This window comes from Pseudophaeobacter sp. A-200-2 (assembly GCF_041008815.1).
Lineage (GTDB): Bacteria > Pseudomonadota > Alphaproteobacteria > Rhodobacterales > Rhodobacteraceae > Phycobacter > Phycobacter gallaeciensis_A.
In genome coordinates, this window is sequence record NZ_JAXGFU010000006.1 from 163,339 (window position 1) to 179,927 (window position 16,589).

17 protein-coding genes are annotated in these 16,589 nt (G+C 63.8%); 6 read left to right on the plus strand and 11 right to left on the minus strand.

Annotation, left to right across the window (positions count from 1 at the left end; all coding sequences use genetic code 11):
• Positions 1 to 26: 26 nt before the first annotated feature.
• Genes SM766_RS11015 through SM766_RS11040 form a run of 6 tightly spaced genes read right to left on the minus strand, consistent with a single transcriptional unit; the run spans position 27 to position 4,919 of the window.
• A complete protein-coding gene (locus SM766_RS11015; protein WP_368947808.1) occupies positions 27 to 1,028 on the minus strand; it encodes an energy transducer TonB in 1,002 nt (333 codons plus the stop codon).
• Positions 1,025 to 1,414 carry an ExbD/TolR family protein gene (locus SM766_RS11020; RefSeq protein WP_368947809.1) on the minus strand — a complete coding sequence of 130 codons (390 nt, stop codon included), beginning with the start codon at positions 1,412 to 1,414 and terminating at the stop codon, positions 1,025 to 1,027. Before SM766_RS11020 ends, SM766_RS11015 begins: the two co-directional genes overlap by 4 nt.
• Complete coding sequence (locus SM766_RS11025) at positions 1,414 to 1,797, minus strand: ExbD/TolR family protein (protein ID WP_368947810.1); 384 nt, start codon at positions 1,795 to 1,797, stop codon at positions 1,414 to 1,416. The genes SM766_RS11020 and SM766_RS11025 overlap by 1 nt, the downstream gene beginning before the upstream one ends.
• Positions 1,787 to 2,437, minus strand: coding sequence for a MotA/TolQ/ExbB proton channel family protein (locus SM766_RS11030; RefSeq protein WP_368947811.1), 651 nt, complete (start codon positions 2,435 to 2,437; stop codon positions 1,787 to 1,789). The genes SM766_RS11025 and SM766_RS11030 overlap by 11 nt, the downstream gene beginning before the upstream one ends.
• Positions 2,434 to 2,862 (minus strand): hypothetical protein, encoded by a 429-nt coding sequence (locus SM766_RS11035; protein ID WP_368947812.1) that lies wholly within the window; start codon positions 2,860 to 2,862, stop codon positions 2,434 to 2,436. Before SM766_RS11035 ends, SM766_RS11030 begins: the two co-directional genes overlap by 4 nt.
• A gap of 26 nt (positions 2,863 to 2,888) precedes the next feature.
• The gene (locus SM766_RS11040; RefSeq protein ID WP_368947813.1) at positions 2,889 to 4,919 is read right to left on the minus strand and encodes a TonB-dependent receptor domain-containing protein; all 2,031 of its coding nucleotides are present in this window, start codon (positions 4,917 to 4,919) and stop codon (positions 2,889 to 2,891) included.
• A gap of 244 nt (positions 4,920 to 5,163) precedes the next feature.
• Here SM766_RS11040 and SM766_RS11045 point away from each other — a divergent pair, with 244 nt between their 5' ends.
• The 4 genes from SM766_RS11045 to SM766_RS11060 are packed head-to-tail and all read left to right on the plus strand — an operon-like array spanning position 5,164 to position 9,007.
• Positions 5,164 to 6,234 carry a hemin-degrading factor gene (locus SM766_RS11045; protein ID WP_368947814.1) on the plus strand — a complete coding sequence of 357 codons (1,071 nt, stop codon included), beginning with the start codon at positions 5,164 to 5,166 and terminating at the stop codon, positions 6,232 to 6,234.
• Positions 6,234 to 7,106, plus strand: coding sequence for a heme/hemin ABC transporter substrate-binding protein (locus tag SM766_RS11050; protein WP_368947815.1), 873 nt, complete (start codon positions 6,234 to 6,236; stop codon positions 7,104 to 7,106). Before SM766_RS11045 ends, SM766_RS11050 begins: the two co-directional genes overlap by 1 nt.
• Positions 7,103 to 8,206, plus strand: coding sequence for a FecCD family ABC transporter permease (locus tag SM766_RS11055; RefSeq protein WP_368947816.1), 1,104 nt, complete (start codon positions 7,103 to 7,105; stop codon positions 8,204 to 8,206). Before SM766_RS11050 ends, SM766_RS11055 begins: the two co-directional genes overlap by 4 nt.
• 12 nt (positions 8,207 to 8,218) lie before the next feature.
• Positions 8,219 to 9,007 carry a heme ABC transporter ATP-binding protein gene (locus SM766_RS11060; protein WP_368947817.1) on the plus strand — a complete coding sequence of 263 codons (789 nt, stop codon included), beginning with the start codon at positions 8,219 to 8,221 and terminating at the stop codon, positions 9,005 to 9,007.
• Positions 9,008 to 9,031: 24 nt separating this feature from the next.
• On the opposite strand, the gene urtE is transcribed toward SM766_RS11060, so the two are convergent.
• The 5 genes from urtE to urtA form a co-directional block, all read right to left on the minus strand.
• A complete protein-coding gene (gene urtE / locus SM766_RS11065) occupies positions 9,032 to 9,727 on the minus strand; it encodes an urea ABC transporter ATP-binding subunit UrtE (RefSeq protein WP_065272259.1) in 696 nt (231 codons plus the stop codon).
• Between the two features lie 3 nt (positions 9,728 to 9,730).
• A complete protein-coding gene (urtD, locus tag SM766_RS11070; protein ID WP_274829481.1) occupies positions 9,731 to 10,471 on the minus strand; it encodes an urea ABC transporter ATP-binding protein UrtD in 741 nt (246 codons plus the stop codon).
• Positions 10,468 to 11,634: an urea ABC transporter permease subunit UrtC gene (gene urtC / locus SM766_RS11075; protein ID WP_368947818.1), complete on the minus strand. Its 1,167-nt coding sequence runs from the start codon at positions 11,632 to 11,634 to the stop codon at positions 10,468 to 10,470. Before urtC ends, urtD begins: the two co-directional genes overlap by 4 nt.
• Positions 11,635 to 11,637: 3 nt before the next feature.
• Positions 11,638 to 13,602 carry an urea ABC transporter permease subunit UrtB gene (gene urtB / locus SM766_RS11080; RefSeq protein WP_368947819.1) on the minus strand — a complete coding sequence of 655 codons (1,965 nt, stop codon included), beginning with the start codon at positions 13,600 to 13,602 and terminating at the stop codon, positions 11,638 to 11,640.
• 126 nt (positions 13,603 to 13,728) lie between these two features.
• Positions 13,729 to 15,009 carry an urea ABC transporter substrate-binding protein gene (gene urtA, locus SM766_RS11085; protein ID WP_065272255.1) on the minus strand — a complete coding sequence of 427 codons (1,281 nt, stop codon included), beginning with the start codon at positions 15,007 to 15,009 and terminating at the stop codon, positions 13,729 to 13,731.
• A 393-nt stretch (positions 15,010 to 15,402) separates the two neighbouring features.
• On the opposite strand from urtA, the gene SM766_RS11090 reads away from it, so the two are divergent.
• Positions 15,403 to 16,257 carry an urease accessory protein UreD gene (locus SM766_RS11090; RefSeq protein WP_342456375.1) on the plus strand — a complete coding sequence of 285 codons (855 nt, stop codon included), beginning with the start codon at positions 15,403 to 15,405 and terminating at the stop codon, positions 16,255 to 16,257.
• Between the two features lie 18 nt (positions 16,258 to 16,275).
• A complete protein-coding gene (locus SM766_RS11095) occupies positions 16,276 to 16,578 on the plus strand; it encodes an urease subunit gamma (protein WP_065272254.1) in 303 nt (100 codons plus the stop codon).
• Positions 16,579 to 16,589: the final 11 nt, after the last annotated feature.

Consider the following 16,589-nt stretch of genomic DNA (forward strand, 5'->3'; position numbering starts at 1 on the left):
TGATCAAATCCCCCCGCGCCCCTTTGTCACTTGCCCTTGATCCGCACGGCAAAACTGGTGCGCGCACCGGCAGGCGGCGGAGGAAAGGGCGCCGCCCGGCGTACTTGTGCCAGCGCGATATCATCAAGCCGCGCGGAGCCAGAACTGCGGGCAATCGCGACCTGCGCCAACCCGCCACTGGGCGCGATCCGGAAGGCGACGACCGCCTCGCCCCGCACATTGGCGCGGCGCTTGGCCCGCTCGATCCGGCGCAGGATCAGACCGGGATAGTTGCTCGCCGCCGCATTGCCCTGCTGTCGGGCCTTGCTGCCCGTCTGGCGCGATTGCCCGCCCGGCTGTTTCGCAGCACCCTCTGCGACACCGCGGGTCGCGTTGGCGTTGCTGTTGCCGCGCGGTTGCGCGCTTGGCGTTGTCGGCTCAGGAGGGGTGTGCACTGCCTCTGCCTTTGCCACCTGCGGAGGGCGCAGCGGGCGGGGCCTTGGCTTCAGCGACTGTTCGACCGGAGGCGCCTGCTCCATAGGAGGCTGTGGTGCCTCAGCCTGTTCAACCGGTTCCTGTTCAACAGCTTCCATAGGTTTTGCCGCCTGCTGCACCGCTGGCTGGGTGGGCGGCAGAGCAGTCGTCGGCGGTGTCGGTGTTACAGCCTTGAGCGGTATGGGATCGCTATGGACCTGCGGCGGCGTGACCTCGATGCCCGGTGTCTGCGCGGCGGTGACAACAGGGACAAAAACAGGCTCTAACATGGGGAATTGCGCCTGTCGCTGCACCTGTGGCGTCTCCACCGGCTGGGCCGCCTCGGGCGTCTGTTGCGCGGCGCGGGGCTGCTCCGGCATCACGGCGGCGGGCTGCGGTGCCTCCACCCCCACGGCGAGATTGGCAAAGGCGCTGCCTTCGGCAGCCAGCGCGGTTTCACCGCCCGCCTGCTCCACCGGTGCGGTATCGGTGAACACCACCGCACCAGCATGGGCCACAGCGGCCATGGTCAGCGCCAGAAGCGCGGCGAAGCGGGACTGGGGCACCCGGCTCATTGCAGGGCCCGTTCCGACATCAGGATGACGCGCTTGGCGCCTGCCGCCCGCAGATCATTGCCGATGGTCACCAGCTTCTTCGCCGGTAGGTCCCGGTCCGGCACCACCCGCAGCGCGGCGCGCTGTTCCTCGGGCAGCTCAGCAACAAATGATGCCGCATCTGCTACCGGAGCGCTCCGATAGCTAAGCCGCCCGTCGGCGTGGATCACCAATGTATCCGGCGGCGCGCTGCCCTCCAGATCGGCGGTCTTGATCAGCGTTAGATCGCGGTCCAGCGGCGGCGCCAGGGTGCCTGCGATCATGAAGAAGACCAGCATCAGAAAGACGATATTGATCAGCGCGATGGTCGGCTCGCGCTCGCTCGGGATATGCCGCGTGATCCGCATCAGCCCAGCACCACCGTCTGCAGTCCCTCGACCTGCCGCAGGGCGGTCAGAAGATCCACCAGCCGCTGCGCGCTGGCCGTGTCATCGGGGCTGATCAGCACCAGATGGCCGCCGCCGTCCTGCGGCTGCAGCCGCACCAGATCGGCAATGCGAGCCAGATCCGCCTGTTGTCCGTTCAACATCAGACGTTCGGCGCCAAGGGTCACAAACAGCTTCTGCCGGTCCTGGGCCTTGGCGCCCTGCCCGGCCGCCATCAGTTCCACCTCGCCGTATTTGGAGAAGGTCGAAGTCAGCATGAAGAACAGCAGCAGCAGAAAGATCACGTCGATGAGCGAGGTCATCGAAAGACGTCTGCGCCGTTGTCCCTGCAGTTTAACCGCCATGAGAGGCCTCAGCCTGTTCGGCGGGGCAGAACAGCACCCGCAAGGCACGGTTGGCAAAGACCCGTTCGCGCTGCATCCGCGCCGTCAGCCAGCTCAGGACCAGCGAGGTCGGCATCGCCACGGCAAGCCCCGCCGCTGTGGTCAGAAGCGCCACCCAGATGCCACCGGCCAGCAGCGCCGGATCCACCGATGAGCCTGCGGTCTGCAGTTTCTGAAAGGCTTCGATCATGCCGATCACGGTGCCGAAAAGCCCCATCAGCGGCGCCAGTTGCGACACCATATCAAGCGCCCCAAGCCCCCGTTCGAGCTGGGCAAAGCAATCCTCGGCCTCGGCATCGGCACGGTCGGACAGGGCCGCATCCGCCGCAGTTTCGGGACCGGCCGCCAGCGCAAGCCGGAATACCGGCGCGAGATAGGATCGGCTGCTTTCCAGCTGCCGCAGGGCGCCGTCGCGATCGCCATGGTCCCAGGCGGTGACAGCGGCGGACAGATGGGCGTGGCGGCCCACCCGCGCAGTGCGGTACTGCCAGATCTTGTAGAGCACCAAAGCCGCTGTCAGCACCGACACGCAGAGCAGCAGAAGAACCACCGGGCCGCCCAGATCCAGAACCCCAAGCAGCGCATCGTGAAGCCACATCATCCCAGCAACTCCAGATCGATGCGGCTGCTGAGCGTGATGCCCCTACTGCAGGCGGCCTCTGGCAGATCAGCCCCGCCGGTGCAGGTGGTGGCGCCGTTGATCAGCACCCGACTGATGCCGTCGCAGGCATAGGGAAACTGGAACTGGCGCACCCGCATCCGCCCCGCAGGCAGGTCCTGGAAATCCAGCAATGTCAGCCGCGCCACCTGTCCTTTTGCGTCGAACAGAACGGTTTCATAAACCGCCTGACCGATATCCTGCACATGATCGTTCTGCGCCACAAAGGACAGCAGGCAAGCCTCGCCGATCTGCTCTGCCGCGCTCAGCTCGATCGACACGGCCGGGTCTGCGGCCCGTGCCGCGCCACCCAACCCCGCCAGCAAAACCGCTGCCGGGGCCACCCATTTCCTGTTTACGCATACCATTTGGAACCTCTTCAATCTCCGTTGGGTCAGAAGGTTTTCGCCAGGGTCAGCTTGATGTTGCGCCCCGGTGCGGTGCGGGTCGCCAGCGCGGGCGTGTAGACTCTGTCAAAGGCGTTTTCGACGCCAAGCCGCACCTCGGCGCCACTGAGCGCGCCGGTCTGCACCCGGTAGGTGGCACGCAGGTTGCTGATGCCATAGCCCTTGATCAGATCGCCGTTGTAATCGGTGAAGGATTTGCTGCCGACCAGTTCCCAGCTCAGATCCCAGGCCTCGCCGATCCGCTTGCCCAGGGTCAGGCGGGCGCTGTCCGCAGGGGTGTTGCGCCAGACGCCGCTGGCCCCGCCCGCCGAAACCGCGGTGTATTCGCCAACCGCCGCGTTGAAATCGGCGTAAAAGCCGTTGTCCATGCTGTATGTGGCTTCGATCTCGATGCCTTCGCTGTTCACTTCGCGGATCGGGTTGAAATTGCTGTCCACGTAAGAGGTGATGTCCCAAAGCTTGCCTTTGAACAGGTTTACCTTGGCCTGCAGAGCATCACCCGCCGTGAACACGCCGCTTGAGGTATAGGAGGCGCCCAATTCAAAGGTATGGGACCGCTCCGGCTGGGTCATGTAGCGCGGCGAGCCAAGATCATCGATGATCGGCAGGTTCTCGGTATAGGCACCGCTGCCAAAGAGCGCCCAGCCCGAAGCGAATTCATAGCGCGCCGAAAGCCCGCCCATCAGCGCGGAGTTATCATAGGACGAGGATCCGTCGTGGGCCTCGATATCCTGGGTTTCAAACCGCATGGCCGGGGTGATGGTCCAGTGATCGCCGATACCGATGTCATCCACCGCGAACAAGGCCAGACGCCGGTCGGTGCCGCCGGGGGCCGAAGGTGCGTTCAGGCGCTCGCGCTGCATCACCTCAACCCCAAGCCGCAGATCGTGTGTCGCCATGCCGGTCACGAAATACATGCTGTTCTTCGCGGTCAGCTTGGTGATCTCGTAATCCTGATCCGCATCGGCCAGGGCAATGACGCCTGGCCCCGAAGAGGTGCCCTCCAGCGGGCTGGAACCGGGCACATAGGCGGTATCGATATGCTGTGTCGAGCGAGTCAGGTTAACGTCCAGATCGATCAGGTCATTGCCAACCGGGTTCCAGCGATAGCGCAGCCCGGCGACCTCGTTGCTGACCTTGCGGTCGACGTTGCCAAAGGAGCCGCCGGTGGTGCCGAAAGTATCGTAGGGGACGTCTTTTTCATCTGTTTCGGAATAGTTGTAGGAGGCGGTGATCGAATGATCGTTATTGTCGCCAAAGCTGTATTTCACCTTACCCAGATACGAGGGCATGCGGCTCTCGGTATTGGGCACGACCTGCCCGTTTCCGTCCTTGTAGGCGTCGACATCACGCAGGGTGTAATTGAACAGAACCTCCAGCCGCTCGGTAGGCTGCCAGGCCAGAATGGAGGACGTCACGAAGCCCTTTGCATTGCTCGAGGCGCCGATGGTCTGGCGAAACCGTAGACCGATCTCACCGCCGGTGAAATCCGCCGCATCCTTTGTATCAAGCTGTACCACGCCGCCGATAATGCCCGAGCCGTATTCGAAACTGCCGATGGTGCCCCGGATCACCGACACGCGTTTGTAGAGCTCGGGATCGGTGAACAGCTGCGTGCCGATCCGGTAAAGCTCCTCTGACCCGGTAGAGGCGCCGTCGATCATGATCTGCACCTTCTGATCGGTGCCATAGCTGCTGGTGGCGCCAAAGCCGCGGATATTCAGGCCCGAGCCCTGCGGACGGCTGCCATTCACCAGCGTGACACCGGGTACCGAATCGATCAGCTCAGCCACGGATCCGGCCTGCCTATCGTTCAGCTCGTCCTGGGTAATCACGGTCTGCGGCGTCGCGGTTGCGGTCTGCACCTCGCGCTTGCCCTGCCCCAGTTCAACAGTGCCGAGAAACCCCTCGCCCTGCAGATCCAGCGGCAGATCCTGCGCCTGCGCGCCCGCGTTCATTGTCAGCCCCAGCACTGACACCGTTCCCAACAGCCGCATGGATATACGCTGTTTGCCCATCACATTTTCCTTCGCATCTATTCGTATTCGAACCGAAGGCTTGCGTGGGGGCTGGCACGGTATTTCAGGATTGATCTTTGGCGAAATTCAAAATTCCGCTTGAGCCTGTTAGTAAAGATGATAAAAACAGTCAACATAAATTCCGACCCGCTGATCCCTCAGCCGCCAGCGTGATCTGCCCCGACCGGCAGCCACAGCCAGCCCTTTCCAAACGATATGCAGACCGCCTCCGAAAGGGCCCGACATGACCACTCCGACTCCTGTCTCCGCAGAGCAGATCCGCGCCGAACGTGCTGACCATGCGCAGCTGCGCGACCGCGATTTTGCCGACAAGTTCAACATCACCGAGGCGCAGCTTGTCGCCGCCTTCAGTGGCGCGGGTGTGACCCGCATTGAAGCAAACCCCGATGTCGTCTTTCCCCGGCTGGAAGAGCTGGGCGAGGTCATGGCGCTGACCCGAAACGATTCCTGCGTGATCGAAAAGGTCGGGCGTTACAGCCACTATCAGGGTGGCGTTCACGCCTCTCTGGTGCTGACCGAGGAAATCGACCTGCGCCTTTTCCCGCGCCATTTCGTCACTGCCTTTGCGGTGGAACGTGAAGGCAAGAACGGCACCGCCCGCTCGCTGCAGTTCTTTGATGCCGCTGGAGACGCGGTGCACAAGATCCACTTACGCGAAGCCTCCGACCTGGCGGCCTGGGACCGGATCGTCGCCGATCTGGCGCTGCCGGAACAATCCGACACGCTGGAAGTCGCGCCCCGTATCCCGCCCGAGGGCGCCAAATCAGACCCGGACAAGGTCGATGTCCTGCGCGCCGAATGGGCCAAGATGACTGACACGCACCAGTTCCTGCGCCTGTGCTCGAAGTTGAAGATGAACCGTCTGGGTGCCTATCGCATCGCCGGGGAGCCTCTGGCCCGCAAGCTGCCGACAGACACCGTCACCCCGATGCTGGAAGCCGTACGCGAGCAGGAGATTGAAGTGATGATCTTTGTCGGCAACCGCGGCTGCATCGAAATCCACGGCGGCCCGGTCCGGAATCTGCGCGAAATGGGGCCCTGGCAGAACATCCTCGACCCCGGTTTCGACCTGCACCTGCGCCTTGACCACGTGGCCGAGGTCTGGGCCGTCAACAAGCCGACCAAGCGTGGCGATGCAGTGTCTTATGAGGCCTTTGATGCCGATGGCACCATCCTGTTCCAGGTCTTTGGCCGCCGCACCGACGACAACGACAGCCGCCCGGCATGGGATGCAATTGTTGCCGCGCTTCCCTCGCTGGAGGCTGAAACCCGGGCCGAGCCGGAGACCGTGTGATGTCTCTGCTCTCCCGTCTTTCCAAAGGCGCTGGCCTGTTCCTGCTCGGCACTCTTGCCGGGCAGATGGCCCTTGCCGCCCCGGCAGAGCGCGTTGTCAGTGTCGGCGGATCGGTCACCGAGATCGTCTATGCTCTGGGTGAAGGCCATCGTCTGGTGGCCCGCGACAGCACCTCCAGCTACCCGGCAGAGGCCGAGGCGCTACCCAATATCGGTTATGCCCGTGCCCTGTCGCCAGAAGGTGTCCTGTCGGTATCGCCCGATCTGATCATCGCCAGCGCCGGGGCCGGTCCGGTGGAAACGCTGGATGTGCTGAAACAGGCCGATATCGCCTATGCCGAGGTGCCCGAGGTCTACTCTCCTGCTGGCGTGATCACGAAGATCGAAACCGTGGCCGCCGCCCTTGGCGCCGAGGACAAGGCCAAGGCCTTGCTGGGTGACATTGCCCCCGATCTGGAGGCCGCCCATGCAGAGGCGCAGGCGCGCGCAGGCGATGCGCCGGTGCGGGTGCTGTTCGTGCTGTCCACGCAAGGCGGGCGGATCATGGCCGGAGGTCGCAACACCGCCGCCGATGGCATCATCCGCCTGTCGGGCGGCATCAACGCCATCGACGCCTTCGAGGGCTACAAACCGATGACGGATGAAGCGGTTTCCGCCACCGCCCCGGATGTGATTCTGGCAATGGACCGGGGCGGCGACCACGGCGTCGCGATGGAGCAGCTGGCCAGCCTGCCTGCGCTGATCCCCACACCAGCGGCACAGAACGAACGGCTGGTGCGCATGGACGGGCAATCCCTGCTGGGATTTGGCCCGCGCACCGCTGACACGATCCGGACCCTGTCAGAGGCCTTTTACGAAGGTCACACGGAATGAGCCTGGCAGCAGACGCGACAACCCGGAACCGAGGTCAGGCTCAGGGTCGGTCCACCGGGGCGCCGGTGGACCGTCGCCATCAGGCCCGGCGGCTGACGCTGGCGCTCGCGGCTCTGCTGCTGGTCACTTCGTTGAGCTCTCTGACCTTTGGCGCAGCGGGCACTTCGGTCTGGTCCGCCCTTGGGGATCTGATCACGGGGCGCGAGCTGTCACAACTGGACCGGATCATCCTGTTCGACATCCGCCTGCCGCGCCTGTGCCTTGGCATCCTCGTGGGGGCTGCGCTGGCGGTCTCCGGCGCGGTGATGCAGGGGCTCTTCCGCAATCCGCTGGCCGATCCCGGTATCGTCGGCGTCAGCGCCGGAGCGGGTCTGGCCGCGATCACCGCCATCGTGCTGGGCAGCCTGCTGCCAGCCGCCTTGCGCGACACATTGGGCAACGGCCTTGTGCCGGTCGCGGCCTTCTTTGGCGGCTGGGGATCGACGCTGATCCTCTATCGCACTGCCACGCGCGGCGGGCAGACCTCGGTTGCGACCATGCTGCTGGCCGGTATCGCCCTTGGCGCGCTGGCCGGGGCGCTGTCGGGCATTCTTGTCTACATGGCCGATGACAACCAACTGCGTGATCTGACCTTCTGGGGCATGGGGTCGCTCGCGGGCGCCACCTGGACCAAGGTTCTCGCCGCCCTGCCGGTGATCGGACTCTCCCTGTGTGCCGCGCCCTTCCTTGCGCGCGGTCTCAACGGGCTGGCGCTGGGAGAGGCCGCCGCCGGGCACATCGGCATCCCTGTGCAGCGGGTGAAGAATATCGCGATCATGGCTGTCGCCGGCGCCACCGGCGCTGCTGTGGCGGTCTCGGGTGGTATCGGCTTCATCGGCATCGTAGTGCCGCATCTGCTGCGCCTTGCCACCGGGCCGGATCACCATCCGCTTTTGCCCAATGCCGCCCTTCTGGGGGCCACGCTTCTATTGGCCGCCGACATGATCGCGCGGGTGATCATCACCCCGGCAGAGCTACCCATCGGGATCGTCACCGCCGTCCTTGGCGCGCCGGTCTTCCTGTGGATCCTTCTGAAACGCCGCGCGGGCCTTGGCCTTTGATCGGATAAATACATGCAAGCCTTTGAGATCACCGTAAAGCTGGGACAGCGCACCATCCTGCACGGGGTGGATTTTGCCGCTGAACCGGGACGCGTCACCGCCATCGTCGGCCCCAATGGCTCGGGCAAGACCACGCTTCTGCGCGCCATGACCGGCGAGATCGCCCATACGGGCCGGGTGCTGCTCAATGGGCAGGACACCACCACACTGAAACCCTGGGAGCTGGCGGCCATCCGCGCGGTGCAGCCGCAAAGCACCAGCATCGCCTTTCCCTTTACCGTGTTGGAGATCGTGCGGCTCGGCCTGAGCGCCGGTCTGTCGGCGGGCGAAACCGAGCTGCCGATGCAGGCGCTGGAGGCGGTGGATCTCGGCGGGTTTGCCGGGCGATATTATCAGGACCTGTCGGGGGGCGAGCAGCAGCGGGTGCAGCTGGCCCGCGTTCTGACGCAGGTCTGGCAGCCGGTGGTCGATGGCACCCCGCGCTGGCTGATCCTGGATGAACCGGTGGCGAGCCTTGATATCGGCCATCAGTTCACGGTGATGGATCTGGCGCGGCGCTATGCGGCGGCGGGCGGCGGCGTGGTTGCGGTGATGCATGATCTGAACCTCACCGCCATGTTCGCCGATCACGTGGTGCTAATGCAGGCGGGCCGCATCGCTGCCAAAGGTTCCCCGACAGAGGTGCTGACGGACCAGGCGCTCGCCGAGGTCTATGGCTGCCCGGTGCCGGTCAATACCACCCCGCCGGGCGGCATGCCCTTCCTGCTGCCACAGGCGCGAAAGGCGCCGGTTTTCGCCTGAGAGCAAGGCCCTGCCAAAATCAGGTCAGACCGAAACCCCCTCCAGCAGGGCGTCACGCTCGACCGCGCCCTTGCGGCCCTCCAGCACCACTTCACCCCGGCGCAGGACCACGAAGCGGTCGGCCAGCTCATAGGCGAAATCGAAGAACTGCTCGACCAGGATGATCGCCATGTCGCCCTGCGTGCGCAGGAGTTTGATGACCTCGCCGATCTGCTTGATGATATTGGGCTGGATACCCTCAGTCGGTTCGTCCAGCACCAAAAGCTTGGGCTTGGTGATCAGGGCGCGGGCAATGGCCAGCTGCTGTTGCTGCCCGCCGGACAGATCGCCACCGCGCCGGGCGAGGAAATCCTTCAGGATCGGGAACAGCTCGTAAATGTGGTCAGGGATGAAATGCTCTTCCTTCGGCAGGCAGGCAAATCCCGTCTCAAGGTTCTCCTTCACCGTCAAGAGCGGGAAGATATCGCGCCCCTGCGGTACATAGGCGATGCCCGCACGCGCCAGTTGATGCGCAGGCACCACGCCGATTTCCTGCCCGTCAAACGTCATGGTGCCGCCCGACCGCGGGTGGGTGCCGGTGACCGCCTTCATCAGGCTGGTCTTGCCGACGCCATTGCAGCCCATCACGCAGGTGACCTCGCCCAGATCGGCCTGCATGGAAATGCCATTCAGGATGCGGCTGCGGCCATAGTGGAGGGTGATATCTTTCAGATCCAGCATCGCTCAGCGCCCCAGATAAACATCGATGACTTCGGGATCGGAGGTCACGTGATCCAATCCCCCTTCTGCCAGCACCGCGCCCTCGTGCAGCACCGTGACCTTGCAATTGAGGCGCCGCACGAACTCCATATCGTGTTCGACGACGACCACCGCGCGGGTCTTGGCCGCCTCCACCAGCAGGTCGGTGGTATGTTCGCGTTCCTCCGGCGTCATGCCCGCCGCAGGTTCATCCACCAACAATAGCCGCGGCTCCTGCGCCAGAAGCATGCCGATCTCGAGCCACTGCTTCTGGCCGTGGGACAGCTCTCCGGCGATCCGGTCCAGTTGGTCCGCAAGGCCAACCTCTGCCGCCAGTTCCTCGACCCGCGCAGTGTCGGCGTCTGAGGCGCGAAACAGCAGCACCGCGATCACCCAGCGGTCCTTTTTCAGGGCCATCATCAGGTTGTCGCGTACCGACTGGTCCTCGAACACCGTGGGTTTCTGGAACTTGCGCCCGATCCCCTGCCGCGCGATCTGCGCCTCGTCCATGTCGAGGAGGGACAGGGATTTTTCGCCCCAGATCACTCGGCCCTCGTCTGGGCGTGTCTTGCCGGTGACGATATCCATGAAGGTGGTCTTGCCCGCGCCATTGGGTCCGATCACCGCGCGCAGCTCGGCCTCGGCGATCTGGAACGACAGGTTGTTGATCGCCTTGAACCCGTCGAAGCTGACGGAGACGCCGGAAACTTCGAGAAGCGTGCTCATGTCCGGTCCTTTCGCTGCAAGAGGTCAAAGAGGCCACCGATGCCTTTCGGCGCAAACAGCGTCACCAGGACGAAGGAGAGACCCAGGATCACCTGCCACCAGTCCACCCATTTGATGGTGTAGAACCCCAGCGGGATGTCAGGCGCCTGCCCGCCGGTGAACCATGTGGACACAAGCGAAACAAAGGCCGCGCCGATTACCGCGCCATAAAGCCGCCCGCGCCCGCCGATTGCGACCCAGACCGCCAGATAGATTGAGGCAACGGGGGCCATTTCCGCCGGGTTGATGATGCCCGCCTGCGGATAATAAAGCGCGCCCGCGATGGCGGCGATGCAGGCGGTGAGGGTAAAGACCGCCAGTTTGAAGGTCTCGACCGGGTAGCCAAGGAAGCGCACGCGGGCCTCGTTGTCGCGGATGCCGCGAATGACCGATCCGAACTTGCCCGACACAACCCAGGCCGCCAGCAGGTAGCCAAGACCCAAGGCAAGCGCCGAAGCCCAGAAGAACCACATCGAGACCTCTGCCTGCGGTGCCTCGACACCCGGCAGGTTTTGCAGGCCCGACAGACCGTTGTTGCCGCGCAGGCCGGAATCGTTCTGAAAGAGGTAAAGCGCCAAGGCCAGCGTCATTGCCTGCGTCAGGATCGAGAGATAGACGCCCGTGACCCGGCTGCGGAAGGCGAGCCAGCCAAAGATGGCCGCCAGAATGCCCGGCACCAGCACCACCAGCATCAGTTGTAGCACCAGACTGTCAGCAAACATCCAGACCATGGGGAATTCGCTGCTGCCGACCACGCCGAAGATCTGGCTGCCGATGCCATCGACCACCTCGGCCTCGGTCGGGGGGATGTCGCCCTGCGCCAATGCCTCGGTGACGATCAGGCGGGTACGCTCATACATTAGCCACATGCCGATCATGTAGCCGCCCAGCCCGAAAAAGGCGAAATGGCCCAGCGACAGGATGCCCGTGTAACCCCAGATCAAGTCCATCGCGATGGCAATCAGGCAGAGGCACAGCGTCTTGCCCAGCGTTTTCACAAAACTTGTGGGGATCAGCCCGGCCCCCGGCCCCTCGGCAAACACAGTCACCAAGAGGGTGAACAGCGCGAGGGTAGACAGGAAGACCAGAACGGATGGGTTCTTTGCAATGAATGACTGTCGCATGGGTCAATCCCCCGCCGCGCGGCCCTTGAGGGCGATGATCCCTCGTGGGCGGAACTGAATGAAGATGATGATGAAGATGATCATGTAGGTCTGCGCCGCCAGCGTGTTCGACGGGTTCAGCCACTCGATCCCCTTTTGCAGGGAGCCGATCATCGCCGCCCCGGCCAGGGTGCCGAAGATATTGCCGACACCGCCCACGACCACGGTCATGAAGCTTTGCACGATGTAATCCTGCCCAAGTTCCGACGTGACCTTGGCGAACAACCCAATGGCGACACCCGCGATCCCGGCAATGCCCGATCCCAGACCAAAGGTCAGCATGTTCACCCGTCCCGGATTGATCCCCATCGACGACGCCATGCGCGGGTTCTGCGTCACCGCGCGGGTCTCAAGCCCCAGCCGCGTGCGCCGCATGATGAAGAGGAACAGCGCCAGAAAGATCATCGCCAGCACGAAGATCGCGATGCGGATATAGCTGATCGACACCACGTCGTTGATCATCCAGGCCCCATCTAGCCAGCCGGGTGCCGTCAGCGGGCGGGCCTGCGTGCCAAAGATGTTCTTGGCAAGCTGCTGCAGCGCGATGGAGATCCCGAAGGTCGCCAGCAGGGTCTCAAGCGGGCGGTTATAGAGATGTCGGATCACCAGCCGCTCCATCGCGACACCGGCGGCAAATGTCACCGCAAAAGCCAGCGGGATGGCGACAAGGATCGAAACCGTATGATTGGGAATGATCTGCTGCACCACATAGCCCGTGTAGGCGCCCATCATGATGAACTCGCCATGGGCCATGTTGATGACCCCCATCAGGCCAAATGTGATGGCAAGGCCGATAGCCGCAAGGAAATAGATCGAGGCGAGCGAGATAGCATCAAGCCCCAGATCCACCGCCTGGTTGAGCGCAACCTTGGTGCCGATCGTCTCCAGCGCCTGTTCGGCGGCATCGGTCACGGCGGCAGAGGGCTCGGCGTAGGTTTCGAAGAACACATAATGGCTGAGAGCGATGGTAATCGCCTCTTCGCCCACGAAAGGGTCCACCTTCCCGTCCGAGGCGAGGCTGTCATATACCTTTTGCCGGATCATCTCGTTTGAAAGCTGCGCCAGCGGCACGCCCGCGACGCGTCCACCCTCGATATGCTCGGCGAGGGTCTGGCGCAGGGCATCGGCAGTGGTGCGCGCGGGCACGTGGCCAGCGGTAACCAGCATGTCATAGGCTTCATTGCGGGATATACCATCTTCGTCGGGCGTCAGGGTGCGGGCGATATTGCGGTCCTCGGGCAACCCCTCGGCAACCTCCACAGTAACCGCCACCAGCGGATTGAGGGCGGCGCGCACATCGACGCTGAGATCGTTCGAGACACCTTTGATCGCGTCGATCCGCTCTGCCTCATCGGCACCATAGGCGATGGTCAAAAGCCGCTCCAGCCGGGTTTTGCGGGCCTTCAGCGCCGGATCCTCCTCCCCCGGGATTGAGGCGCGCAGCGGCGCCAGCAGATCGGCGCCGGGGGCGCGTTCGATGGCCAGCAGCCCCTCGGCGCGGGTGGCAGGGTCAGGGTCGCTCAGTTGGAACTGCACCAGAGCGGTGGCGATCAGCGCCCGCACGCCGCTGTTGGGTTTCAGCTGTTTCAATTCTTTCTTGGGATATTCTCCGGCAAGAGTGCCGTCATCCGGGCTGCTGAGGGCATAGGTCCGTTTGGCGACTTCCTCGCCCACAAAGAACAGACCGTCCTCCTTGCGCTGCCAGATGTCCTTGTTCTGCCAGGCCTCCAGAAACCCGCGGGCCTGCGGCAGGCCACTGTCGGCAATCGCGGTGATCACCGGTCCGATGGAGGTGCGGGAACTTTTCTCGATCAGCGCCCGGTTTTCCTGCAGCAGCTGCTGCAGCGGCCCGTCCCCCGCCGGGGTCTGGGCAAGGGCGATCTGACACGCGCAGAACAGCGCGAGGCACGCAAGGAATAGTCGTTTCATATCGTTGAGATCCGCTCTGAAAGATCCGCCTTGCGTGACCCACATGGGCAGGCCGCGCGGCGCGTCTGCCGAGGCGGGAACCCAACAAGGGCCCCCGCCGCGACTCTGTCTTCAAGGGTAAGAAGATCAGTAGTTCGAAAGCGTCTGAACGCAGGTCTCGGTTTCGGTGTTGTACATACCGCAGCCAAGATCCTTCCAGTCGGACTTCAGAACCGCCGATTCCGGCAGGAAGTCGGTCCATGCATCGCCCGGCACCGGATCGGTGGCGGAGATGATATCGAACTGGCCGTCCTCCTGGATTTCACCGATCAGCACCGGCTTGGCCAGGTGGTGGTTCGGCAGCATCACGGCGGTGCCGCCGGTCAGGTTCGGGAATTCCTGCCCGTACATGGCGGCGCGCACGGCATCGACATCAGCGCTGCCTGCTTCGGTCACGGCGTTCGCCCACATGTTAAAGCCGATATAATGCGCTTCCATCGGGTCATTGGTGACGCGCTCTTCGCCCATCAGCTCTTTCCACTTGGCGACGAAGGCTTCGTTGGCCTCGGTGTCTGCCGACTGGAAGTAGTTCCAGGCCGCCAGGTGACCGACCAGGTTCGAGGTATCGAGACCCGAGAGTTCTTCCTCACCGACCGAGAAGGCCACGACCGGGATGTCATCGGCGGAAATGCCTGCCGCTGCCAGTTCCTTGTAGAAGCCGATGTTGGCGTCACCGTTGATGGTGGAGATCACACCGACCTTCTTACCGTCGGCGCCAAGCGCCACCACGTCGGCGACGATCTTGGACCAGTCGGAATGACCAAAGGGCGTGTAGTTCACGAAGATATCGCTGTCAGCGATGCCTTTGCCCTTGAGATAGCTTTCAAGGATGTTGTTGGTCGTGCGCGGGTAGACATAGTCGGTGCCCAGCAGCGCGAATTTCTCGACGCCCAGTTCCTCAAGGAAATAATCCGTGGCCGGGATCGCCTGCTGGTTCGGCGCAGCGCCGGTGTAGAAGACGTTCTTGGAGCTTTCCTCGCCCTCGTACTGGACGGGGTAGAACAGCAGGCCGTTCAGCTCTTCGATGACGGGCAGGACGGATTTCCGGCTCACGGAGGTCCAGTTGCCAAAAATCACGTCCACATCATGCACGGTCAGCAGCTCGCGCGCCTTTTCGGCAAACAGCGGCCAGTCGGAAGCGGGGTCAACAACGACCGCTTCCAGTTCGCAGCCCAGAAGTCCGCCTTTTTCGTTTTGATCGGCCACCAGCATCAGCATGGTGTCCTTCAGCGTGGTTTCGGAAATCGCCATGGTGCCGGACAGCGAGTGCAGAACGCCCACCTTGATGGTGCAATCCTCAGCAAGACCGGCGCTTGCGCTCAGGCCCAGTGCCAGCACGCTGGCCGCAGTTTTATTCAAGAAACTCATACTTCCCTCCAGACAGGGTCAGGCCCGTGCCATCTCTTCCCTTGCGAAAGAAGGGCGGCAGCACTAGGTCAGCCCCGCAACTGTTGTTGCAAATCGTGTGGCGGTCTAACCGAGGTCCAATTCGTATGGCCGCCACACTCCCACAGCCGATGCAGGTCTTGCGCCTCGGCCTCACTCAGGTTTCTGCACCGCGGCAAACTTGGCAAACGCTAGCCGCGGCGCATCCCTGCGGAATCCCCAAATGCACAAAAAGCAGGCGACCTTTTGCGGTATCGCCCATTTTTTGATCCTGAATGCTGGCGCTCCGCCCTTTTAGCGCCTGCAAAATGGTCATTGCGCCCGGCAAAGCGCACTCTTTGGGGCAGACGACAGCGTTCCGCCATGCGTCAGGGAGTGTCAAAGATCACCGAGGCCGCCATCATATCGCGCCAGACCGCCACCCCGGTTCCGACCGCACAGCCGCGCGCCGTGGGCCGCGCGCGGGTCTCGGTCCACCACAAGGACGGCGCGGTGCGCCTGAAGGATCTGCATCAGGCGGGCGCGATGAAGCTGCTGTTTCCGCAGGGCCGCCCGCACCCCGAGGCGGTGATGGTCAATACGGCGGGGGGAATCACCGGCGGTGATCGGTTTTCGGTTGCGGCCGCCGCGCTGGACAACAGCCGCCTGACGGTCACCACCCAGGCCGCCGAACGCGCCTATCGCGCCCAGCCCGGCGAGGTTGGACGCATGGAGACCCGGCTTGAGGTCGCCGCAGGCGCCCGCCTCAACTGGCTGCCGCAGGAAACCATCCTGTTCAACGGCAGCCGCTTTGCCCGCCGCCTGCGCGTGGATCTGGCCGCTGATGCGCGCTTTTTGATGGTCGAACCCGTGGTGTTTGGCCGTCTCGCCATGGGTGAGGCGCTGACCTCGGCCCGGTTCAGCGACCGGGTAGAGATCCGCCGCGACGGTCAGATGATCTATTATGACGGGGTCGAGCTGCGCGATGACATCGCCGCCACTCTGGACCGCCCTGCCGTGGCCGGGGGCGCCCGCGCAATGGCAGCGCTGGTCCTGGCCCATCCCCGCGCCGAAAGCTGGCTGGAGCCGCTGCGCGCGATGCTGCCGGGCACCGGCGGCGTGTCGCTGCTGGCCAAGGATCTGCTGGTCCTGCGGCTGCTGGCAGCGGATGGCTTCGACCTGCGCCAAACCCTTGTTCCCATTCTGGACCGCTTGCTGCCCGATGGCCTGCCGCGTGCCTGGAGACTGTGACAGAGAGACTGTGAGCCGATGAACCTGACCCCCCGTGAAAAAGACAAGCTGCTGGTAGCCATGGCCGCCGAAGTTGCCCGCAAGCGCCTGGCGCGCGGCGTCAAGCTGAACCACCCCGAAGCCATCGCCCTGATCACCGATGCGGTGGTCGAAGGGGCCCGCGACGGGCGCCCGGTCGCCGAGATGATGGAGGCCGGCGCCGCCGTCGTCTCACGCGATCAATGCATGGAGGGCGTGCCCGAGATGATCCACGAGGTTCAGGTCGAAGCAACCTTTCCCGATGGCACCAAGCTGGTGACCGTCCACAACCCGATCCGATAACACCCGACAGG